This is a genomic window from Candidatus Methylomirabilota bacterium, assembly GCA_003104975.1.
Classification (GTDB): domain Bacteria; phylum Methylomirabilota; class Methylomirabilia; order Methylomirabilales; family Methylomirabilaceae; genus Methylomirabilis.
Genome location: PQAM01000010.1, coordinates 47,752 through 70,150, shown reverse-complemented (window position 1 = coordinate 70,150; position 22,399 = coordinate 47,752). Strand labels below are relative to the sequence as shown.

22 protein-coding genes, 1 tRNA gene, 1 pseudogene and 2 riboswitches are annotated in these 22,399 nt (G+C 60.4%); of the genes and pseudogenes, 3 read left to right on the top strand and 21 right to left on the bottom strand.

What is annotated here, in order from left to right; translation table 11 throughout:
- Positions 1-10: 10 nt before the first annotated feature.
- From C3F12_07185 to C3F12_07170, 4 genes are all read right to left on the bottom strand, one after another.
- Positions 11-646 (bottom strand): protein-L-isoaspartate O-methyltransferase, encoded by a 636-nt coding sequence (locus C3F12_07185; protein PWB46387.1) that lies wholly within the window; start codon positions 644-646, stop codon positions 11-13.
- Positions 647-945: 299 nt separating this feature from the next.
- The gene (locus C3F12_07180; GenBank protein PWB45858.1) at positions 946-1,806 is read right to left on the bottom strand and encodes an RNA polymerase subunit sigma; all 861 of its coding nucleotides are present in this window, start codon (positions 1,804-1,806) and stop codon (positions 946-948) included.
- A gap of 92 nt (positions 1,807-1,898) precedes the next feature.
- Positions 1,899-2,726, bottom strand: coding sequence for a hypothetical protein (locus C3F12_07175; protein ID PWB45857.1), 828 nt, complete (start codon positions 2,724-2,726; stop codon positions 1,899-1,901).
- Between the two features lie 8 nt (positions 2,727-2,734).
- Positions 2,735-3,127, bottom strand: coding sequence for a thioesterase (locus C3F12_07170; protein ID PWB45856.1), 393 nt, complete (start codon positions 3,125-3,127; stop codon positions 2,735-2,737).
- Between the two features lie 82 nt (positions 3,128-3,209).
- On the opposite strand from C3F12_07170, the gene C3F12_07165 reads away from it, so the two are divergent.
- The 3 genes from C3F12_07165 to msrB all read left to right on the top strand — a co-directional run bounded on the left by C3F12_07165 (position 3,210) and on the right by msrB (position 4,183).
- Positions 3,210-3,296: transfer RNA gene (locus C3F12_07165), tRNA-Leu, on the top strand.
- A 31-nt stretch (positions 3,297-3,327) separates the two neighbouring features.
- The gene (locus tag C3F12_07160) at positions 3,328-3,774 is read left to right on the top strand and encodes a hypothetical protein (protein PWB45855.1); all 447 of its coding nucleotides are present in this window, start codon (positions 3,328-3,330) and stop codon (positions 3,772-3,774) included.
- A 13-nt stretch (positions 3,775-3,787) separates the two neighbouring features.
- A complete protein-coding gene (gene msrB / locus C3F12_07155) occupies positions 3,788-4,183 on the top strand; it encodes a peptide-methionine (R)-S-oxide reductase (GenBank protein PWB45854.1) in 396 nt (131 codons plus the stop codon).
- 52 nt (positions 4,184-4,235) lie between these two features.
- Here msrB and C3F12_07150 read toward each other — a convergent pair whose 3' ends face one another.
- The 17 genes and pseudogenes from C3F12_07150 to C3F12_07070 form a co-directional block, all read right to left on the bottom strand.
- Positions 4,236-4,622: an exosortase system-associated protein, TIGR04073 family gene (locus tag C3F12_07150; protein ID PWB45853.1), complete on the bottom strand. Its 387-nt coding sequence runs from the start codon at positions 4,620-4,622 to the stop codon at positions 4,236-4,238.
- A gap of 82 nt (positions 4,623-4,704) precedes the next feature.
- A complete protein-coding gene (locus tag C3F12_07145; protein ID PWB45852.1) occupies positions 4,705-5,043 on the bottom strand; it encodes a hypothetical protein in 339 nt (112 codons plus the stop codon).
- A gap of 65 nt (positions 5,044-5,108) precedes the next feature.
- A complete protein-coding gene (uppS, locus tag C3F12_07140; protein PWB45851.1) occupies positions 5,109-5,885 on the bottom strand; it encodes a di-trans,poly-cis-decaprenylcistransferase in 777 nt (258 codons plus the stop codon).
- A gap of 7 nt (positions 5,886-5,892) precedes the next feature.
- The gene (locus tag C3F12_07135) at positions 5,893-6,981 is read right to left on the bottom strand and encodes a site-2 protease family protein (protein PWB46386.1); all 1,089 of its coding nucleotides are present in this window, start codon (positions 6,979-6,981) and stop codon (positions 5,893-5,895) included.
- Between the two features lie 114 nt (positions 6,982-7,095).
- Entirely contained in the window at positions 7,096-8,028 is a 933-nt protein-coding gene (locus C3F12_07130) for a hypothetical protein (GenBank protein PWB45850.1), read from the bottom strand.
- A 70-nt stretch (positions 8,029-8,098) separates the two neighbouring features.
- The gene (locus C3F12_07125) at positions 8,099-8,935 is read right to left on the bottom strand and encodes an iron dicitrate ABC transporter ATP-binding protein (protein PWB46385.1); all 837 of its coding nucleotides are present in this window, start codon (positions 8,933-8,935) and stop codon (positions 8,099-8,101) included.
- The gene (locus C3F12_07120) at positions 8,932-9,984 is read right to left on the bottom strand and encodes an iron-dicitrate ABC transporter permease (GenBank protein PWB45849.1); all 1,053 of its coding nucleotides are present in this window, start codon (positions 9,982-9,984) and stop codon (positions 8,932-8,934) included. Before C3F12_07120 ends, C3F12_07125 begins: the two co-directional genes overlap by 4 nt.
- Positions 9,981-10,874 (bottom strand): ABC transporter substrate-binding protein, encoded by an 894-nt coding sequence (locus C3F12_07115; protein ID PWB45848.1) that lies wholly within the window; start codon positions 10,872-10,874, stop codon positions 9,981-9,983. Before C3F12_07115 ends, C3F12_07120 begins: the two co-directional genes overlap by 4 nt.
- On the bottom strand, positions 10,871-12,904 hold the full coding sequence (locus C3F12_07110) for a hypothetical protein (GenBank protein ID PWB45847.1): 2,034 nt from the start codon (positions 12,902-12,904) through the stop codon (positions 10,871-10,873). Before C3F12_07110 ends, C3F12_07115 begins: the two co-directional genes overlap by 4 nt.
- A 26-nt stretch (positions 12,905-12,930) precedes the next feature.
- Positions 12,931-13,220: riboswitch (cobalamin riboswitch) on the bottom strand.
- Between the two features lie 32 nt (positions 13,221-13,252).
- Positions 13,253-14,824: a cobyric acid synthase gene (locus tag C3F12_07105; GenBank protein ID PWB45846.1), complete on the bottom strand. Its 1,572-nt coding sequence runs from the start codon at positions 14,822-14,824 to the stop codon at positions 13,253-13,255.
- 170 nt (positions 14,825-14,994) lie between these two features.
- A riboswitch (cobalamin riboswitch) is annotated at positions 14,995-15,261 on the bottom strand.
- Positions 15,262-15,360: 99 nt separating this feature from the next.
- Complete coding sequence (locus C3F12_07100; protein ID PWB45845.1) at positions 15,361-15,609, bottom strand: histone; 249 nt, start codon at positions 15,607-15,609, stop codon at positions 15,361-15,363.
- Positions 15,610-15,664: 55 nt separating this feature from the next.
- Positions 15,665-15,904: a histone gene (locus C3F12_07095; protein PWB45844.1), complete on the bottom strand. Its 240-nt coding sequence runs from the start codon at positions 15,902-15,904 to the stop codon at positions 15,665-15,667.
- A 363-nt stretch (positions 15,905-16,267) separates the two neighbouring features.
- Positions 16,268-16,360: pseudogene (locus C3F12_07090) on the bottom strand (histone).
- Between the two features lie 241 nt (positions 16,361-16,601).
- The gene (locus tag C3F12_07085) at positions 16,602-18,623 is read right to left on the bottom strand and encodes a transpeptidase-transglycosylase (GenBank protein ID PWB45843.1); all 2,022 of its coding nucleotides are present in this window, start codon (positions 18,621-18,623) and stop codon (positions 16,602-16,604) included.
- A gap of 560 nt (positions 18,624-19,183) precedes the next feature.
- Positions 19,184-20,020 (bottom strand): ABC transporter, encoded by an 837-nt coding sequence (locus C3F12_07080; protein PWB45842.1) that lies wholly within the window; start codon positions 20,018-20,020, stop codon positions 19,184-19,186.
- Between the two features lie 266 nt (positions 20,021-20,286).
- Positions 20,287-21,405, bottom strand: a complete 1,119-nt coding sequence (locus tag C3F12_07075) for a sorbosone dehydrogenase (GenBank protein PWB45841.1) — start codon at positions 21,403-21,405, stop codon at positions 20,287-20,289.
- Entirely contained in the window at positions 21,405-22,373 is a 969-nt protein-coding gene (locus C3F12_07070; GenBank protein ID PWB45840.1) for an NADPH:quinone reductase, read from the bottom strand. The genes C3F12_07075 and C3F12_07070 overlap by 1 nt, the downstream gene beginning before the upstream one ends.
- Positions 22,374-22,399: the final 26 nt, after the last annotated feature.

The following is a 22,399-nucleotide window of genomic DNA, read 5'->3' as shown; positions in this document are numbered from 1 at the left end:
TTCTTCAACCTCACCAATCAGCCTTCCGCCATGAGTCGGCGCCCCCCTTACCCGTCAGCGGCACGAAGAGGACGGGCGCAATGGAACGGATCTGCAACTTTCCGCTACGCTTCTCCCCGAGGATCAGATCTTGCGTTGCCCCGGCAATCCCAACCGGGATCGCGATTCGCCCCCCTTCGCATAGCTGTTGGATCAGGGGAAGGGGGATCTCGGGAGCGCCGGCTGCGACAACAATCCCGTCGAAGGGAGCGGCCTCCAGCCAGCCCTCGTACCCGTCTCCCTGACGGGTACGCACATTCCGGTATCCGAGCGCCTCGAGTCGCGCGCCGGCGCTCTCGGCCAGCGACGGGATGATCTCCACGGTATAGACCTCGGCCGCCAACTCGGCCAGGATCGCGGCCTGGTAGCCCGAACCGGTCCCTACCTCAAGGACTCGATATGACGGCAGTACCCGGAGGAGTTGGACCATGAGCGCAACAATGTACGGCTGAGAGATCGTTTGACCGGCGCCGATGGAAAGCGGACGGTCTTCATACGCATAATATTGCAGGGTCGGCTCGACGAACAGATGACGCGGAACCCTCTCCATAGCAGTAAGCACCCGCTCATCGATGATATCCCGGGCTCGGAGCTGCTCCTCTATCATGCGCCATCGCGCTATCCGCGCACTTTCATCTTCGTGTTGTAAGTCGGCCACGTCGCCTCCTGATCCGATCTGTCTCTGGAGCCACGCGAAGGCACGGCAACGTAACAATGACGTGATGATGGAGAAGCTCACACGATCTCGCTATTCACGACCGAGCCATGAGGCGTGAGCTATACAGAACAAAAACAACAGCCCTGATCTCCGGCCACAGATCAGGGCTTACTGATTCGACCATCATCAGCAGGCGACCGGCTGTCCGCCCGTGTTGTCATGCACACCGATGCGGGAGGGCAAGCGGCTTAATTCAAATAGTCTTTCAGGTGTCTGGACTTGGCCCATACGCGCAATTTCGCCTTGGCGCGTTCCTCGATCTGTCGAACCCGCTCTCGCGAGAGCTTGAGTCGCTTGCCCACCTCTTTCAGGGTCATCGCCTCTTCCCTCCCCAAACCGAAGCGCAGTTCCACAATGAGCCGCTCTCGGGAGGTGAGGCTGCCGAGCATCCGCTCCACCTCTTCACGGAGCGATCGGCGAATCAGTTCGTAATCGGCGGGGGGAAGCTGCTTCGCGTCATACAGCTCCATCCCGATCCGTTGTTCAAGACCGATGTCATCGCTCAGAAACGCCAACTGACCCGCCCGGTGCAACGCCCCCTCCAGGTCGCTTGCGCTCAGGTCCAGCTCCTCCGTGACCTCAGCGTCCGTCGGTGTCGCCTGCAACTGCTGGGAGAGATCGGCGCGGATGTCGTCAAGTTGCGAGGCGAGGCGAGCCTTTCGAAGCGGCAGCCGCACCGCCCCACCACCGGCAGCCAAGGCCTGCATAATGGCTTGCCGGATCCACCAGACCGCATAGGTAATGAATTTGACATTATAGTCCGGGGAGTAGCGACGTGCGGCCTCCAGCAGGCCGATGTTGCCTTCGTTGATCAGGTCCGGCAGCGACAGACCGCACCCGCGATAGCGGAGCGCCACCTTGACAACGAAGCGGAGGTTGGCCTCGACCAGTTGCTTGAGGGCCTTCTCATCCCCCCGTTGACTCGCCCTTCCCAGCCTGAGCTCCTCCTCCTTCTTCAGAAGGGGAACCTGGGCAATCCGCTTCAGATAGGCGCCAAGGGCGTCGTCGGAGACCCCTTTATAAAAATTTGCAAACGATCCCTTCGACACGCTGTTTCACTCGTCCGTCAAGTCGATGACCGCCGATGCGATGGATACGTCGCGCAATAGCATTTCAGGGTAACACACTGTTTTATACATTGTCAAAGACGCGGCGGTTCAGTGTCCTGCCTGTCGACCACCACTTCGGATCCACGCTCAATGCCGAAGCGCCTGGACGCGTCGCCCTGATTCACAAAGATTTCCAGATAGTCGGCGCTGCCAATGATGGCGCCGGGTGCAGCGGGGGCGACCTGACCGTAGAACGAGACAATCGGGATCCTCATACCGGCGACATACACCGCGTAGTCGGTCGACGAACCGCGCTTCGCTAGGCGCTCCAAATCAGCCCGAGCGATGTTTGTCACCAGGTTGCCGAACCGATCGACATGCAGGATGGTCCCCTTGATTGATGAGGTCCCGCACAGGGTCGCGCGCGGCAGTACCAGGCGGACATAATCATCGATGAGTTCGCCCAACTCGGCGGGATCGACCCCGCGCGCAAGATAGCCCGCGACGGGCGCAAAGATGTCGCGTCCGTGAAAGGTGGTGCTGACCGGTTGGAGGAAATATCGCGTCGCCGTCATGATCCTGACCGTCGACCCGGTCTTTTCGGCCAGTGGGGCCAGGAGTCCGTTGTCCGGACCGATGAACAGACGGCCATCACAGCTCACCAGGATCGGCCGACGAGACCCGCCGACCCCTGGGTCAACCACCGCAACGTGGATGGAGCCGATGGGGAAATAGCGGTACGACGTGAGGAGCAGAAACGCAGCCTCACTAGCGTCATACGTCTTGCCGGTATGGCATAGATCAACAAGCGCCACATGAGGACTGATCCCAAGGATGACCCCCTTCATAATCCCGACAAACGGGTCGCTCAACCCGAAATCGGTCAGCAGCGTAATGACCCGGCGCACATTCTCTCCCATGCGATCCCTCAGATCTTCATCAGCAGACCGTTGGCCTCGGCGACAATGGTCCCGTCCTCCTGCTCGGCCCAGGCCCTTGTCGTAACCGTCCTGCGATCCTGCTTCACGATCTGCCCGTAGAAGATCAGGCGCGCGCCGATGGCGGCGGGACGCCTCAGCCGCATCTCAATCTTTGTCGTGACGGCCATGATCTGTCGCAGGTAGGCGTTGTTGACCATCACCTCGTCCAGAATCGTGGCGATGATCCCCCCATGCAGGATATCTTTCCAGCCTTGAAACCGCTTGGGAGGGGTAAACTCCGTCCGGATCCGATCCTCACCGATCAGCTCAAAGTGGAGATGGAGGCCGTCGGGATTGCGCTTGCCGCAGACAAAACACATCTGATCGTCTTCGTAATTCATGGACGCGTCCTACGCTTTTCCGTTGACTTTTCCGGGTTGAGCCTTTACAAGTATTGGGCGTGGGCCGTATGCCGCAGGCCGTGCCGAAGTGGCGGAATTGGTAGACGCGCTGCGTTCAGGGCGCAGTGAGCGTTCGCTCATCGGGGTTCGAGTCCCCGCTTCGGCACCACATCATATCACAGGGAGGCCCCCCATCCTTTATGAAAGCCGGGACCATAATCGTCATAACGCTCTCATTGTGGTTTCTGGTGCTTCCAACGGTCTACACCTTCGCTACTGAGAGTGCGACTCACGTCGACATCGTTCAGGCCCGCTTTCAGCAGCTCCTTGATCAGTGGGGTTATCGGGAATGGTGGTCGATGTGGGAACAGGGCACACGTCAGAGCCGCTCCGTCATCTCGAAGGACGAATTCGCTCAGAAGATGGCTGGCAGTCGGTGGCAGCTTGCATGCTGCGATAAGCGGCTTCGTCATGTCGAGATCAGACCGGTATCGTCCGGTCACGTCGTCGTGTCGGCTACACTACTTTTCGAGACCAAGAGCCTCCCCGGATCCGCCACGGAGCAGTCGTATCGGATCAACCTTCACTTCTACCTCGAAGAGGAGCAGTGGCGCGTTGATCTCTCCGGTCTGCGTCACCCGACATAAACGACATGTACCGATGAATGACACGCTGCCAAAGAGTGACGAGGAGTGGAAGGCGCGGCTGACGCCGGAGCAGTTTTATGTCTGTCGGCAGAAGGGGACGGAACGACCGTTTTCTGGGGAATACTACGACTGTACGGAAGACGGGATCTATCAGTGCGTCTGCTGCGGCAGTGAACTGTTCGATGCCCAGGCCAAGTTCGACTCAGGGACCGGGTGGCCGAGCTTTGCGGCTCCCCTTGCGCCTGAGCGGATCAGCGCCGAGGAAGACACCAGTCTTTCCATGCGACGCACCGAGGTCCGATGTCGACGGTGCGGGGCACACTTGGGTCATGTGTTTCCGGACGGACCGCCGCCCACATATCTGCGCTACTGCATCAATTCGATCGCGTTGAGGCTGGTTAAGAGATAGCGTCGCGTTCCGTAGACCCTGGAGGCGTGTAGGGGCGATTCACGAATCGCCCCTACTGTTGCGGTCGCGCGATGAGCGCGGGCGATACCACCGTCCGCCCCGGCTCAAAGGGATAGCGCGGGCTCAAGAGCGGCTTGTAGTCGGCCGGGATCGGGATCGGAAAGGTCGCGAGTTCCCATATCCCGGCACCTGTCCGCATCAATCCAAGACCAAAACCTGCCAGGAAACCGGTCGGAATCCCGAGTAATGGACCCTGCTCTCGCGCCTCATAGCAGATCGCCTTGGGCCATTCCGTGATCAACCCAAGGAAGAGATTTGCCGTCCCCCGTAACGCCTTCTGACCCGGCGAGGACGCGGCGAGTTCTCCCGCCACAGCCTGGGTGGTGAGGGCCGTCGATATCACCAACGCAAGCGCAACAGCTCGTAAGGACATTTTCATTGGCGCCTCCAACAGGTTCGGGGAGCCGCTCTGCCACCTCGAAAGCGCGTTGCACGGCTGCCCCATAGATTATTGATGACGACTACCTGTATAGTTCTGACTCTGTCGCAAGTTGCTTGACCTGCTGCGGCGACACATAGTATCGCCCCCCGCAGGTGTAGTTGGTCCCGGCCACCAGCTCTTCCCGAATGGTCTCGCTGGTCCCCATGGTAATCCCATAGGCCGTTCCGCCAAGGGCCACAGTCAGCGCGCACGTGACCAGCTTGAGCGGTACCGTGATCACGGTGGCAATCACGCTGATCGCGCCGGCGGACAGATCCGCCCCTATCGTCGTCTCCTCAGCCCTTGCCCAGGACGCCGCCGCCGTCTGCACCAAGAGGCACAGCGCAAGGAGTGCTGACGTTCGTCTGATAGTTTTCATGCTGGTATCCTCCTGACGCCGACGCCATCCGAACCTCGAAGCTCAAACGTGGAACGACTCTTTCCTCATACCCCAAACCGGCGTTCGCGCTGCTGAAAACTTCGAATGGCTCGGAGAAAGTCGATCTTTCTGAAGACCGGCCAGTAGGCATCACAAAAGTAATACTCGCTGTACGCGCTCTGCCAGAGCAGAAACCCACTCAGCCGTACCTCGCCGCTGGTCCGGATGATGAGATCCGGATCGGGGAGGTCATAAGTATACAGGTATTTGCCGATTTCATCGATAGAGATCTCATCGATGATCGTCTCTATCGGGATTCTTCTTGCCGATTTGTCGCGGAGCATGGTCGCGACGGCATCCGCGATCTCCTGTCGTCCGCCGTACCCCACGGCGACATTCAGGTAGAAGGCGTCATAGTCCCGCGTCGCATCCTCGGCCTCCTGGATCGCCTGCACCGTGGACTGAGGCAGAAGATCCATCTTACCGATAGCCCTGATCCGCATCCGCTTCCGGTGCACCTTGGGGTCCCGAGCAATGTCGCGCATCTTTTTCTCGATCAGTGCGAGGAGGTCGTCCACCTCCTCCTGACTCCTGGACACATTCTCGGTGGAAAAGATCCACACCGTGACCATACTGATCGCAAGTTCTTCGCACCAGTTCAGCACCTCCTCCAACTTCTCCGCCCCTCTTCGGTGGCCCTCAAGAAGCGTCGAATAGCCTCTCTCGCGCGCGTATCGCCGGTTGCCGTCGAGGATCAGACCGATGTGCCGGGGCAACTCCCCGTCTCGAACCTCCTGCAACAGCCGCCCTTCGTACAGACGATACAGCAGATGCTTCAACATGAGGGGTCTACGACTCTGAGAAATTGAAGGGGGATGGGGTGATCACGCTCACCAACAGCAGGAGCGCCGCAAGGCCCACCAGCCTCCGGCGGTCGTCCAGCCTGGTCACATCATCAAGCGGCGGCGGATGCCTCAGCCCAAGGATCAGAGAGAGCGACGCCCAGAACAGCCACCCAGGCCAATACACAATCCCCATGATACAGAGCGCAAGCAGGGCGACGATCGCCACCTTCCGATGATGCCTGCCGACCAATGCATATGCGATATGGCCGCCATCCAATTGACCGATAGGAAGCAGATTCAGCGCCGTCACGAACAGGCCGATCCAGCCGGCAAACGCCACCGGGTGCAACAGGACGTCGCCTCCTTCCGGTATCGGCCCCAGCGTCAACCACTGGAGAAGCGAAAACAGAAGCGGCGACCCCAGCGCAATGCCGACATGTCCCGTCGAATCGGTCGTAATCAGCTCAGACCAGTGCAGTCCCACAACGATGGCCGGCAGCGCCACACACAGCCCTGCCAGCGGTCCCGCAATCCCGACGTCAAAAAGGGCCCGACGATCGGTCACCGGCGACTTCATCTTGATGAAGGCCCCGAAGGTCCCGAGTCCGACCGGAGCGGGGATAAAATAGGGAAGTGTGACGGTAATCCCGTAGCGTCGAGCGGTGAAGTAGTGTCCCAGTTCATGTACGCCAAGGATCAACAGCAGGCTGATCGCAAAAGGCAGTCCCCGCATCAGCGACCACGGATCCGTAAAGGGATCGACGCCGCGATTGACCGCCCCTACAAACACCGTCGTGACAAGGGTCGTCAACAGCAGGACGACGTTGACCCACGGACCCGTTCGAAACAGACGCGTCACGGGCCTCGTTCGGAGGATTGTCAGGTCCTCCTCGCTTCGGAGCAGGGGATAATAGCCGTGGGGCGCCAGTCGCTGCGTCAACTCGGCCACCGCCTGGCCGGGGTCGATCAGTAGTTTTCCCTGGAAACGGACGGTTCCGTCAAACAGGCGTCCCTCGCTGATGGCAAACACACCTGCCATCTCCCGCTCAAGGAAAAAGAGCACTTCCTCTTCCGGATCGAGCCAGCTTGCCATGTCTTTTTTATACCATGGAGCCGGTGAGCCGTCAAAACCTTCCATTGCCCGCTCCAGAGGGTCGGATACTACGCCACCGCGGGTAGATCGGTCATGCTGCGATAGGCGTACGTACTATTGATTTCTGAGGGTGGTCCGACTGACATGGTAGTAGAATGCTGCTCGGATATTGAGTCGCTCGAAGCGCATCTGCTCAGGAAAGGGCATAAAGGGGTTGGCCTCTCGAATCGCTCGAATCGCCTCATTGTCCAGCGGGGCGATACCGGACGTCTGGGTAAGCCGCAGATCACCCAAGCGTCCATCGCGGGTAATCCCGAAGGTCACGATCAGGTTCCCGGTGAGGCCTCGCGCCTCCCGAGGATAGCTCCACACACTTTCAATTCGCCGTTTCACCCCAAGCAGATAGGAGGCAAACCGAGAATCCTGGCTGTCCAACGAGACCGTCGGTCCCCCGTTTGAGCCGGTATCGCCCTCCTCGCCCGTATCGGCCCCCTGACCAGGATATTGACCGACATCGAGGCTTTTCCAGAGTGTGGCCAGTTGGCCCCTGAGATTCGACGAGCGGCCGGATCCTCCGGTACCCTCACCCTCAAGCGGCTCTACCTGGACGGTCTTCGGCCCGGTAGGGACGGCCGACCCTTGCAGCGTCCGCAACGGGGGCGGCGTCCACGGCGTGAGGGCAGCGCGATGGGCAGACGCGGTACCCGGTCCCGCTGCCGCAGTCGATGCGGCAGGTGGGGTCGCGACCGCTCGACGAGGGGACGCCGATGCAAGATGCGGGATACGTGAACTTCTGGGCGTTCTTGGTAGGCCGGCCTTTTTCGCACGCCGGTGTGCGCGCGCGGTGACCTTCCCGAGCGTTCTGCGATCAGTCGAGGGCGACGGCGACGTTCGAACCGACTGGTCGACAATCCGGACCTGAAGCGGTCGATCGGCGGGAAGCTGGACGGACTGCCGCAATATGCTGAACAGGCCAAGCAACAGCAGATGCGCCAGCAGCGAAAAGACAAGAAAGTTGCGGATCTGCGGATGCGTCGCCGTGAACATTCGCAACCCGCTATCGTGAATCCTGACTCTCAACACTGGCCGTTACAATAGTCTGCAGCCGTCGTATTTGTCAAGGGTTGATCGCCTCTGTCGAGGCGTCTCCACGAGCAGCACTCGTATCGCGGAGGTCCGACTGAAGGGTCACCCAGGGTCTATCGACTTCGGGATGCCGCCGTACCAGCACCGGTACATCAAAAACCTCTCGAATCGTATCCGGACGGATGACCTTTTCCGGGGGGCCATCCGCCACAATATGACCGGATGACAGAAGAACCAGCCGACTGAAGTAGAGCGATGCCAGATTCAGGTCATGCATGGACGCGATGACCGTCGGCCCTCCACGGAGACTCAAATCCCGGATCAACGAGAGGATTCGGATCTGGTGATGCAGGTCAAGGGAACGGGTCGGTTCATCAAGCAGCAGCAGACGCGGTTGCTGAGCCATGGCCATTGCCAGGATCGCCCGTTGCCGTTCTCCACCGGATAGCTCGTTGTACGGCCGTTCGGCAGTAGAGACGAGGTCGACGGCGGCTATGGCCGACCGGACCGCATCCAGGTCTTCGCGCGCGGGACCGCGGTAGCGATGCAGATACGGTGTACGCCCAAGCAGGACGACCTCCCTGACCGTAAGGGCGTAAGGCAGCAGCAGCTCCTGGGGAACCATGGCCATCGCCCGCGCCAGCTCTGCCCGGCTCATCCGGCTCAGGTCCTGACCCTCAAAAGAGACCGTGCCCTCCTGTGGGTGCAACAGACCCAGCATCACCTTCAGGAGCGTCGTTTTACCGGCGCCGTTCGGACCCAGAATCGCGATCCGTTCGCCACGTTCCGCACTCAGATCGATCCGGGTGAGCCCGGATCCGCTCGAGTAGGTGAAACGAACGCCGTCGAGCCGGATCTCCGGTCTCATCGCCACCCTGACTCCCTTCCGTCCCGCCGGAGCAGGACAAGAAAAAGGGGACCGCCGAGCAGAGCCGTAAAGATTCCCACAGGGAGTTCGGCCGGGGCCGCAATGGAGCGCGCCGCCGTATCCGCCAATACCAAAAGGGTCGCACCGGCCAAGGCCGAAGTCGGTAAGAGCCGTCGGTGATCGGATCCGACCAGCAGGCGCAGAATGTGCGGAACAGCCAGCCCAAGGAATCCGATCAGGCCGCCGACGCTGACCGCAGCACCTGTCAGCAACGCGCCAAGGGCGATGATTCGGCCGACCTCTCGGTCCAGATCGACCCCCAGGGCCTGCGCCCCTTCCTCTCCTATCGTCAGAGCATTGAGCGACGCCGCAAATCCGTACGCTACAATAATCGCTGCGACAATGATCGGCCCCACCGCCAACAGTTGTCGCAGATCGTGAACGGCGATCCCACCCATGAGCCAGGTAAAGACGTGACGGAGTCGAAACTCGCTTCCCTCGAAGAGCACGATGCTCAACGAACCCAGATAGCCAAGGACGGTGTTGACAACGACTCCGGCGAGCAGCAGGGTGACCGGCGAAACGCGTCCATCTACCCGCGCAAGCCGGTAGACCAGCAGCACCGCCAGCAGGCCGCCCGCAAAGGCTGAAAGCGCAACCGATCCGAAGCCGAGGATGGAGGCCGGAGGCAGGATAAGCATGGCCACTGTCGCGGCGAAGCCTGCGCCGGCCGATGTGCCGATGATATACGGATCGGCGAGCGGGTTGCGGAGTAATCCCTGGAACAGTACACCGGCGGTCGCCAACGCCGCACCCACCAATGCCCCACCCAGGACCCTTGGCAGCCGAAGCTCCAACAGGATTGTCTCGTCCGCGCCCTCCCAAGTGACCGGGCCAAGCGAAATGCCGATCGATCGAAGCAGGATGCGGAGAATGGTGACCGGCGATAAGGCAACCGCGCCCTGCATCACACCGATAAGCAGCGCCAACAGGAGCAAGACCGACAAGGCAACATAGATGCGGGGCGCGGGGCGCGAGTGCTGTTTCATCGAAACCGGTCCGAGTGAACCAGCCCGGCCAACCGCTCGAGACCCTCAACAATCCTTGGCCCTGGCCGACTGATCAGGTTCGCATCGATCGCAGCGACCGCTCCAAGACGTACTGCCCGCAAGCGTCCCCATCCCGGGCGTCGAGCCGCCAGTCCCGGCGCGTCGGGGTTTACAGGCGCAAGAGGGTCAGCCAGGATGATCAGGTCGGGATCCGCCTTGACAAGCTCTTCAAGACTGAACTGTGGCCACGCCGTCCGCGAATGCGCAGCAACGTTGACCCCGCCTGCAAGTCGCACAAGGACATCGATAAATGATCCGGGACCGGCTGTGAAGGGACGGTCCGGATCGGTGCCATCAACCTCGATGAAGAGTGTGGGCCTGGGGGCGTCTCGCACCTTCGCCACCACCGCGGCTACCCGCTGCCGCATGGCGCCGACCAAGCTCTCGGCTCGCGCCTCAGCGTCCGCGATCCGTCCGATCAGAAGGATATTTCGGTAAAGGTGTTCGAGTGTTCGCGGTGCAAAGATCATCACCCTGATCCCGTGCCGCTCGAGGGGCAGCAGCAGGTCGGCGCCCCCATGAGTTGAGAGAATCAGGTCGGGATGGAGACGCAGGACCTGCTCCAGGTTGGGGGTGAAGGGAGCAATCTGTGGTTTGACCTTCGCCGCGGCTGGAAAGTCGCTCCATTGATCGACGGCGACGATGCGGTCCCCGGCACCCAAGGCGAACAGGATCTCGGTATGGCCCGGCGTGAGCGTCATGATCCGCTTGGGCGGCCCGCTCAATGTCACGGACCGCCCTGCGTCATCGACAATCGTGAGGGGAGATGCGTCGGCAACTCCCCACAGCAACAGTGCAATCCAGCCCAGCAGAATCGCCCGGCACGTCATAGGCTGCCCTTCAGGCCGAACAACCAGGTGATGCCCGGCGCCGAAAAGCCGGCGACCTGCTGGTAATTCCGATTGAAGAGATTCTGGATTCTTCCGAACAGTGTGAGCTCCCGCAGATGGCGGGCGTCCTTCAACAGGAGATACGAGCCTGCCAGGTCCACAGTCGTGTAGCCCTCTGCGGTCACCCGCCTGGTGACAAAGGTAGCCGGATCGGTGAAGATATCCGGCCGGTCACCGACAAACGTGGTCGTCAGGCTCGTATGCAGGCGATCCCATACGTAGTCAATGGAAAGATTCCCGGCGTGCCTGGGTCGGCGGAGCAGCCGCTTACCCTCCCGCAGCGCGACGGAGTCGATGCCGCCATCGTCGAGTACTTTCGTATCCAGGAAGGTGTAGGCGCCGCCGATAGTCAGGCCGTACCCTGGGCGGATGGTCGCAGCCAACTCGACCCCTTCCGCCTTCGCTTTCTGGACGTTACAGAAGCTGGCCGCACAGCCGGGCGTGGGGCTGAAAATGAAGGCGATCAGGTCGCTGAAACGGTTGTGAAAGTACGTCACTGAGACATCGGCCAGACCCTGAAGCAGCGGCTGGTCCAGCCCGACCTCCCAGCTCCTGGAGCGCTCCGGTTGCAAGTCGGGATTGCCGACGACAAACTGACTCCCGTCGCCGAAATTCTCAATGAAACTCGGCTCCTTGATCCCCTCTCCGTACCCACCCCTCAGCTTGGTCCCCACATACGGCATAATCCACGCTACCGAAACTCTTGGCGTCACCTCAGTCCCGAAGGTGCTGTTGCCGTCAACCCGGAATCCCGCCGTCAGGAAAAGCTGCTTCCTCCAGTCGAGCTGGCCCTGGAGATAGCCGGCTTTATTGTCCCGCGTGGCCTCGTTCGCGCTTGCAAAAGGAAAATCGGTCTCGGTAGCGGCGGCCCGCTGATCGAACTCCTCGCGCTCGAAGGCAAAGCCGACGGTCAGGAGGCTGGAGACATCCAGCACGGTGGGAGCAGTCAGATTCCAGGAGTAATCGAGGGAGAACCGACGCTCTTCGCTCTTGCTGTGGAAGGCAGAGAAATCGACGAGTTCCCCAGTGCGGGGATCCACTGGATCGAACTGATCATCGAACGCAAAGTTGCGCCGGTACCAGCCGAGTTGCAGCGTCTGCTGCCACCATGGTGTCAGCGAGTGGCCGGCTTTGCCGCTGACAACCAGCCGTTGCTGGTGGCTGGATTGGTTTGGATCAAGCACGCCGAACCGATCGCCACCGGTCTGGGTGGGAAAATTGAGATCGCTGTCTGTGTATCGGACGGTAAGACCCAGATCCAACGTTTTCTCAAGCGTAAAACCGACACGGCTGGTTACCGTTGTGACGCCAAAGTGATTATTGAGGCGGAGGTGCCCATCAGTATCGCTTCGTCCCACCCCTAACGAGTAGTCCAGCTGCCCCGCCCCCCCGCTGAGATTCAGTTTCTCTTCAAACGTCTTCAGATTCCCGCCCCCAAACGAGGCCTCGACCCGTGGCGTCCCTTTGCCTCGCTTGGTAAAGATCTGGATCACCGACCCCATAGCATCGGAGCCGTAGAGCCCGCTGTGGGGACCTCGGACAATTTCGATGCGCTCGATGTTATCGGTGCTGAAGTCACCAAAGTCGTAGGCGCCGCCAGCATCGTTGACCTTCACCCCATCAATCAACACCAGATTGAAATTGGAGTTGCCGCCTCTTGGAAAAATACTCACGATGCTGCCGCGGCTGCTTTGCTGCCTGACGCTCAAGCCCGGAACATCCCGGAGCAGATCCGACACCTGGGTCACCTGACGCGCTTCGATCTCCTCCTTTGTAATCACGGTAACCGACGCCGCCACCTGTTTCACGGGGACTTCGGTCTTGGTCGCCGTCACCACCACCGGCCCCAGCTCTACCGCCTCTTCAGAAACCAATCCGAGCATCTGTCCCGACGCACTCCCCTGTCCACAGAACCACAAGATCGCCACACACAGCCATGCCGTGACTACACCGCTCCAACGTATCATCATTCGTCCCCTTATCCGCGAAGGTGGTACGTTCTCGTTTTCCCCTGGATAGGTCTCCTGACTCGTGGATCGTTGCCGGCCCTGCGCCTTCCCAGTGAAAAGCAGGGGATGGGCGATGGGGGTTGGGGGCCGGGAAAAGCTTATATCCTCTTCCTGTTCCCTAAACCCTAACCCCTAATCCCTAATCCCTGCTTTTACGCCAGTGGCATTGTGCAGAGCGACTCCCCACTTACAGTGGCGGGACCGTGCTGGCTTTGTCCAACCGCGCTATGCGGTATGACCCACCAGCTTCCCTTACATCCAGGGGCGCTCAATTCACTCCGAATAGATCTCTGATCGTGCGGTCTCCTCTCACCCCCTTTCAAGCGCCTTGCCCACCCCCACCGCAGCGAAGATCCGACCCACATCTACGTGCTGCGCCATGTGGTCGGCCCAGCAATCGAGCGCGGAGGCCAGCCGTGCCGCGACGGCCTCTGACACCACAGTGTCAAGCTGCGGCAGGCCCTTTCGCTCACGAAGCCGGTTGAGCCACAGGCGGCGAAAGCCCGGTCGGTCGAAGAGGCCGTGGATATAGGTTCCCCACACGAGTCGGTCCTGACGGATCGCGCCATCCAGAGCCTCTTGCTCCTCCTGCCAAGCGGGATCTCCTCCCGGACCCGCCTGCCCAATGCGGCGCAGAATACGGAAGCAGGGCATGGCGGTCTCGCGGCGGGTCACACCCATGTGGATCTCGTACCCCGAAACTATGCTGTCCGGCAACGCTTCTACGTGAAGTGCAAGCGCCTCGATCTGCACTGTCCGCTTGTGCGGCCGCAGTTCAGTGATTACGTCCAGTAACCCCAGACCCTGCATCCGCCCACCTGCCTCCACACCATGCGGGTCAGCGATCACACGGCCGAGCATCTGATAGCCGCCGCAGATCCCCACCAGCTCCCCTCCACGATCCACATGCGCCATCAGGGCCTCGTCAAAACCGGCACGGCGCAGGTGCTCCAAGTCGGCGATCGTGTTCTTACTCCCGGGAAGCACCACAACGTCTGCCCCTTGGATATCCCGAGGTGAAGCCGCGTAGCGCAAGGCCACGTCGCCCTCGGCGGCGAGGGCATTGAAATCGGTGAAGTTGCTCATCCGTGGCAGCAGCGTCACCGCTACGTTCACGCCTTGGGAGGTAAAGCGTGTGTGCCTGTACCGCTCCACTTCAACGCTATCCTCCTGATCCAGCTCCAGATCGCGCAGGAAGGGGAGGACTCCCAGGACTGGGAGATCCGTGCGGGCTTCCAGAAAGGCAACCCCGTCCGCGAACAGGCGAGTGTCACCTCGGAACTTGTTCACGATCACCCCCACCAGCCGCTCACGCTCGTCGGCGGAGAGTAGATCCAGGGTGCCGATCACCTGGGCGAAGACCCCACCCCGGTCGATGTCAGCCACCAGCACGACCCCCGCGTCTGCCAGTTCGGCCACCGGCCAGTTGACCAGATCCCGGTCGCGGAGGTTCATCTCGGCGGCACTCCCCGCCCCCTCGACCACGATGACTTCGTACTGGCTGGCCAGGCGCTCATAGCTCGCCCTCACGAAGCGGAACAACTCCCTGGTGCGGGTAAAGTAGCCTCCGGCGTCATGGCTGCCCAGGACCTTCCCATACAGGATGACCTGCGAGCGATCGTCCGCCTCGGGCTTGAGGAGGATCGGGTTCATGTCCACATGCGGAACCAGGCCACAGGCATAGGCCTGCAGGACCTGCGCCCGCCCCATCTCCCCTCCCTCGACGGTGACGAAGGAGTTCAAGGACATGTTCTGGGCTTTGAAGGGAGCCACTCGAACCCCTGCTCGATGCAGCAGACGGCAGAGGCCGGCGACGATAACACTCTTGCCGACGTCAGACCCGGTTCCCAACACTGCAATCGCCTGAGCACGTCTACCCATGGCTGCTGAGCGCGAATGGATGGAAGGCTGATCGCATGTAGACCTCTCCTCCACAACAAACAACCCCAATCCTCCGAAGAGGATTGGGGTTGTTATACCCACACCGAGCGCTATACCTGCGCCGCAATCAAACCGATACGCGACAAGGCCGCCCTTCCCCTCGGAAGGTGATCAGCACCTCAGGGCTGGGCAGGTCTCCTGACTCGCGGCTTAGCTTACTCTCTGCGCCTTCCCAGTGAAAAGCAGGGTGTAGGGGGGTTAAAGCTGTTTTATGGCTACACCCTCCACCCTGTTTTTTCACCAGTGGCGTTCAGCAGATTTCAACACCGCTTACAGTTGCGGGGCAGCAACGGCCTGGCCCTACACCGACCAAGTTGAGGGCTTCACCGTTTTCCCTGTTTTCCGCCGTTCGGCGGACCCAGATCCCATCCGATTTCAGCAGACGGGCCTTATCTAATCCTACACACTACCTCGATGTCAAGAAAATAAAAGGCACCCCGCTATGCGCGGGGTGCCTTCTGGCACGCAGTAATATCTTACTTCTTCGCAGGAGCCGCCGCAGGCGCAGGGGCTGGAGCCGCCGCTGGAGCGGGGGCTGGAGCCTCTTCCTTCTTCGCCGCCTTCTTCTTTCCTGCCTTCTTGGCGGGAGCAGCCTTTTCCTGCATCTCTTCCTTGGCAGCCGCCGCAGGCGCCGCGGCATGCGGCTTCTCGTCGGCAAAGCTGAGACCGGCCACGGAGAACGTGAAGAGGCCTGCCATCACTACGATACCCAGTTTCTTCATCATCGCGTCAAATCACCTCCTTCCAGACTGTCACATTCTCTCGTCCAAAGACGAGTGATTACTTCTTCTCTGTTGCGGGGGCTGCCGCCGGGGCAGCCGGGGTCTCGGCGGCCTTCTTGTCCGCCTTCTTGGCCGCCCGCTTCTTCTTCTCGTCCTTCTTCATCTCCTTGCCGGCACAGGGGTTGGCAGCGGCTGGTGCAGGTGCCGCACTATACCCCTTCTCATCGGCAAAGCTCAGACCGGCCACGGAGACGGTAAAGAGGCCTGCCATCACAACAATACCCAGTTTCTTCATCATTGTTCACATCACCTCCTTCCTGGTTTCGACGTCAGATCGTCCGAAGACGAGCGATTACTTCTTCTCTCCAGAAGCTGGAGGTATAGGGGTCGGAACCGGCCCCACGATGGGGGGTGTCACAGCCGTCGTCGCCTGCTCCTTCATCTGCTTCGCCTTGCCCTTGATGCTCTTCATCTCCTCTTTTACTTCCTTGCGCACATCAGGCAGGGCGGGCGTTTCAGTCGGAACCGGCCCCACGATGGGGGGTGTCACAGCCGTCGTCGCCTGCTCCTTCATCTGCTTCGCCTTGCCCTTGATGCTCTTCATCTCCTCTTTTACTTCCTTGCGCACATCAGGCAGGGCGGGCGTCCCGATCACCGCGGGCGACGGTGCCGCCTTCTCGTCGGCAAAACTGAGACCGGCCACGGAGACGGTAAAGAGGCCTGCCATCATAACAATACCCAGTTTCTTCATCATCGCTTTCATTGCCTCCTTCCCATTACTGGGATCACAAGCTCGATTGTGACTACGCCCGAATTCCATGCATAGGGGATACCAAATCTCACGGCCATGGCAACAAATGATCCTTCAGAATATTTCCGATATGTTACACGCCACCTCAGCCAGAAATGAACGATATCGCCAACTGTCGCACCTCCTTGTCCACCCGATTTAGGGGGTAGGCTATCCCAATTGGGGTAGCCCCGTTTCTGAAGGATCAGCGGGAAAAGAGACGACGGAACCACTGGAGGAGCGCAAACTCGCCCTCCGGACAGTTTGCTGTGGGTTCGGTCCCCTGAATGAATACCTCCTCTACCCCGCCCTCGCAATCCGGTGTCAGGCGGAGACCGGAGACGGGATCGATCTTGGTTGTGACAATCCCTGGCGGGGACTGAAAACTTCGTGGAGGATAGCGAGCCGATGCCTGCTCTATAAACTGTGTCCAGATCGGCAGCGCAGCCTGAGCTCCCGTTCGCCGGAGGGGTGCTCCGGAATCGATGCCGACCCATACGCCGGCAATCAGATCGGGCGTATAACCGACAAACCAGGCATCGCGCATCCCATTGCTGGTCCCGGTCTTACCGGCCGCCTCCCTGGTGAGTCCCAGACGGCGAGCCGAGGCAGCGGTGCCCCGTTCAACTGTGCCACGAAGAATCGACGTCACCAGGAAGGCGGCCTGGGGTGAAGCCGCTCGCCGTACCTCGCGCTTCTCTTCGAACACCACCTGCCCGTACCCATCCTCCACCTTGTTAATGGCGTAGGGTCTGCGCCACTCCCCACCCCTGGCGAGCGTACCATACGCTGCGGTAATTTCCAGAACGGTGACCTCGGAGGCCCCCAATAGTGTGGCCGGGGTCGGCTGAAGCGGACTTTCGATGCCGGATACCTTGGCCTGCTCCACCACACGATCCAGCCCGATCCGCTCCCCGAGTGTCACAGTGGCGCTGTTGAGGGACTGCTCAAGCGCCTCACGCAGCCGCACCGAATCGTGATACCGATCATTGAAATTCTTCGGCGCCCATCGCTCATTCCCGATAACGTGCGTCAGAGGTCGATCGGGAACGAGCGTTGCAGGGGTCAGCGTCTCGCGACCATCCCCGCGTCCTGTTTCAAAGGCCGCCAGATAGATGAAGGGCTTAAACAGCGAGCCGGGCTGTCGGCGTGCCTGAACGGCGCGGTTAAACTGGCTGCGTTGATAGTTCCTCCCGCCAACCATCGCCTTGATGGCGCCATGTTGTACATCCAGGGCAACCAGCGCGCCCTCGACCGGGTGCTCCGGTCCCGTGCGTCGCCCCTTGTCCAGCTTTACCAGCCCCCGCACAACCGCCTGATGAGCCGCCCGTTGGGTTGCCATGTTAAGGGTGGTGTAGACCTTCAGCATCCTGCCGCCCGAGACGCCAGGAAGTTTAGCCCCCAGCTCTTTCCGGATAAAATCCAAAAAAAATGACGTCTCTACCGTCGAATCCCGCCCCACCCGTACCGGTTCCCGCAGAGCACGGCGATAGTCTGTGTCGCGTAATCGCCGCTCCTCCCACAGCCGTCGGAGGACCAGGTCGCGACGCTCGGCGGCGCGTCGTGGCGAGACGAGAGGCGAAACCGTATTGGGCGACCGGATCAGACCGACCAGCAGCGACAACTCGGCCGGACGAAGTGTACTCGGTTCTTTGCTCAGATAGTAGCGTGAGGCGGCCGCCATCCCATGTATCTCGTAGCCCCCGTACTGGCCAAGATAGACCTCATTGAGATATCGCTCCAGGATCTCCTGCTTCGACAGGGTGATTTCCAGACCGAGGGCCAGGACGGCCTCCTTGATCTTCCGCCAGAGTGTGCGCTCATGATTCAGATATTGCAGGCGGGCCAGTTGTTGAGTCAGCGTGCTTCCGCCTTGTACAATGGTGCCACGCCTCACATTGGCCCATGCGGCCCGTATAACGGCCCGCAGGTCGACGCCATGATGCTCGTAGAATCGCCGATCTTCCATGAGCAATACCGCATCGATCAGGAGGGGAGGATAGGCGCTCAAGGGACGCTCGTCGCGCAGTTCGTATGCCGACCCGTTAAAGGTGGCCATCGGCCGTTGAGCGCCGTCGGCGTAAATCAGCAACGTAGGACCGGATACTCGGCCCGCCGCCAGATGCCAAACCACCCAAATGACCGCACCACCCGCGAGTACGAGCAGTAACCGGGGGATCTTCGGATGCATTGGTGTCCGATCAACAGAAGGTGCCTGTTCGTCCATGACCTTTGAACTTGATCGGTCGAGGAAATCATGTGGACTCGGTAAAAGGCGGATTCGAACCGCAGTGAATATATCTGTACACTGGCAACTATCGTGCCATGCTCAACTGTGGTATGACGCCTCGAAAGGTGTTGGTACGACGCATAGTTGACCATGTTGCGGTGAAAGCGGCTCAATCCGGAATGGTTGGAATTGCATTTGGGTGAGTAAATTTTTCGTACTGTCCGGAGAGACAAACGTAGAGCGGTGACGCGCCGGTATGGATCATTAAGGGCAGGGATATACAGCATCAAACGGACGGAGAGTCATCAGGTCACCGTCCAGTCCGGTGTGGGGAAGAAGACGGCAGACACCTCGTGAGGTCGTACCCGAATCTCCGGACACGGCTACCCCGGCCGGGTCCTACGAGGCTTGATCCGGAACGTACTGAATCGGTAACGGCCCTTTTTCCTGAGAACAGTTCAGCACGCTACTTAATTCACAGCACATCCGTCGGAAGAGGCGTCGCATGAACCACCGCTTCACATTACAGAACAAGAATAGGGGCGCGGCAGTTACGATTATTGCTCGATCGCGTTTTGCCTCCGCTGAAGGTACGCATTTCGCACCGCACTGTACAGGTCGACCGTCGATTCTTCAACACTCTCGTATAATTCCAGGTTCTGCGACCGAGTATTGACAGTTTCTCCACCCCTTCTCCCGAACGATGCGGCCAACGGGACGAAGTAATTAATCGGATCCATCGCCACGTCCGCCACCAGGCCGAAGGCGTCACGAACCGTCAGCGGGGGCAAGAAGGGGAGGACGAAATACGGACCGGGACCCACCCCCCATTTACCCAGCGTCTGACCGGTATCCGCATCCTGCTTTTCAAATCCCCACTTCTTCGCCACATCAAAAAGTCCGACGACGCCAACCGTTGTATTGATACCGAATCGGGTCAGCTCGGTGCCGGCCCCCTTAAATTTCGCCTGCAGCAGATTATTGACGACGCGGCGAGGCATCGCGACGTTGTCGAAGGCGTTACCGAGACTTTCCTGCACAGGGTCAGGCAGATAATCCCACACCGTCCCCACAGGTTTGAGGACATATTGATCGACCACATCGTGATTGAAGCTGAACATCTTCTCGTTGTACGGCTCCCACGGGTCGTACTCCTCGATCACCTGCTCTTTCTCTAACGACACCGCCCCTTCCACCTGCTGAACAGTCCCTCCATCGCTCGATGACGGATCGGCGGCCATGACGTCCGACGCAACAACCAAGCCTGCACATGCCATTGCAACGGTCATAGCCCCTACCCACGACAATGATCTCCCGGCCCTGTGTCCCACCCTCTCTCTCCTTTCTTTGATCACAGCCGATGTTGACGATCGCTTATCGATACCCTTCATCATGACACTATCTGCCCGGGCCCCCAAAAGAGCCTAACATCTTTACCACGAATTTTTCTTCTTGTCGCGCAAAATGTATAATTCCTGCCCTGGTATCGTGAACCAGAGATTCGATAAAGGCATCGGCGCCCTCGGTCTCGTCATTCCTGCGGAAGCAGGAATCCAGGCCCCAGACTATTTCCTGGATTCCGGCTCCGCCCGCTATGCGGGCTTGGCTGGAACGACGTCGAGAAATATACAACAAATTCCAGGAACAGAACACTGGACACCTATTTTCTATAGCTGATCCGATAGATGACGTCCGCCTCGTCGTCCGATACCAGCATGGCCCCATCCGGCATGACCAGTAGGTCGACGGGGCGTCCCCAGGCATGGCTGCCCTGCAACCACCCCTCGGCAAACACCGTATATTCCGGTACGTGTCGGGTCGTCACCCGCGCCAGCATCACACGATAGCCGATCCGCCGACTGCGATTCCACGACCCGTGTTCCGCGATAAATATCTGATCCCGAAACGCATCCGGAAACATCGTCCCCGTATAAAAGCGTATACCGAGCGCCGCCACATGGGGCCCCAGATCGAGTATGGGCGGGGTAAACTCTTCACACCTCCGCTCCTTCCCGAATCCTGGATCGGGAACAACCCGCCCGTAGCAATAAGGAAAACCGAAATGCAGGCCCGGCCGCGGCGCGCGGTTCAGCTCATCCGGCGGCAGGTCATCGCCCATCCAGTCCCGTCCGTTGTCCGTAAACCACAGCTCGCGCGTCTTTGGATGCCAATCGAAGCCGACCGTGTTGCGGACGCCCCGCGCAAAGATCTCCAGCCCGGTCCCGTCCGGTCTCATGCGCATGATCGATGCGTAGCGCGCATCGTCGCGCTCGCACACGTTACATGGCGCGCCGACCGGGACGTACAGCCGGTCGTCCGGCCCGAATGCGATAAACTTCCAGCCGTGATGACGATCTTTAGGGAAGCCGTCATGCACGACCGCCGGCGCAGAAGGGTCGTTCAGATGGGCCTCGATATCGTCGTATCGCAGGACCCGGTCGACCTCGGCCACGTACAGCGCGCCATCTCGAAAGGCGACGCCATTCGGCATATTCAGCCCTTGCGCGATCGTAACGACTTCATCAGCCTGCCCGTCTTTGTCGCGGTCGACGACGGCATAGACATTCCCTGCCGTACGCGTCCCGACAAACAGCGTTCCGTTCGGACTCAGGGTCATTGATCGGGCGTTGGGAACCGGGCTCGCGTAAACGTCGATCTCAAACCCGGGCGGTAGCGTGATCTGATGGAGCGGCAGCCCCTGTGCGTTGTCTGCACCCGCACACGATGTCAGCCCCATCAGCAACAGGAGTGTGGACGAAAGAAACCGAACCGCGCGCATCACGGGATCAGCAACAGTTTCCCTATGGTCTCGCGCCCTTCAAGGCGGCGATGGGCAAGCGGGGCCTCAGCCAGCGGGAAGAACGCGTCGATCCGGACGATCAGGACGCCGGCAAGGATCCATCCGAACAGATCCTCAGCCCGCTGCAGCAGCTCTGCGCGATCGAGGGCATAGTGCATCAGGTTGGGGCGGGTGAGAAAGAGGGAACCTTTGGCGCTCAGTACCTGGGGGTTAAACGGCGGGACCGGTCCGCTGGACTGCCCGTAAAGAACCATGTAGCCGCGCGGTCTCAGACAGTTCAGGCTCTTATCGAAGGTACTCTGCCCCACCGAGTCGTAGACCACCTGGACGCCCTCACCGTCGGTCAGGCGCCTGGTCTCCGCTTCGAAGTCGGCCTGCGTGTAAAGGATAATGTCGTCTGCCCCGGCCTCCATAGCCAGACGCGCCTTCTCCTCCGTCGAGACGGTCCCGATGACCCGGGCGCCACGCCGCTTGGCTATCTGGACCAAAAGCAGGCCGACGCCGCCCGCCGCCGCATGAACCAGCGCGGTGTCTCCCGGCTTCAGCGGATAGGTGCTGTGGGCCAGATAGTGGGCGGTGAGTCCCTGCAGCATCATGGCCGCCGCCAGTCGCGTATCCATGGCATCCGGGATCGGCACCAACCGCCGGGCCGGGACCACTGCATACTCCGCGTAGGAGCCCACGTGCATCGCATAGACCACGCGGGTCCCCGGCGCAAGATCGGACACGCCGGGGCCGACGGCATCGACCACGCCGGCCGCCTCCCGACCGGGGATGACCGGCAGCGAGTCGGGGTATTGGCCCTTCCGCTGATAGACGTCGATATAGTTGATCCCGATGGCCTCGATCCTGACCCGCGCCTCGCCGGCACCCGGTTCGGGAAGCGGGACCTCCTCGTAGCGAAGGACGTCAGGACCGCCGAATTCATGTATACGAATCGCGCGCATTGTGGTGTCTCCTAATACGTGACCGA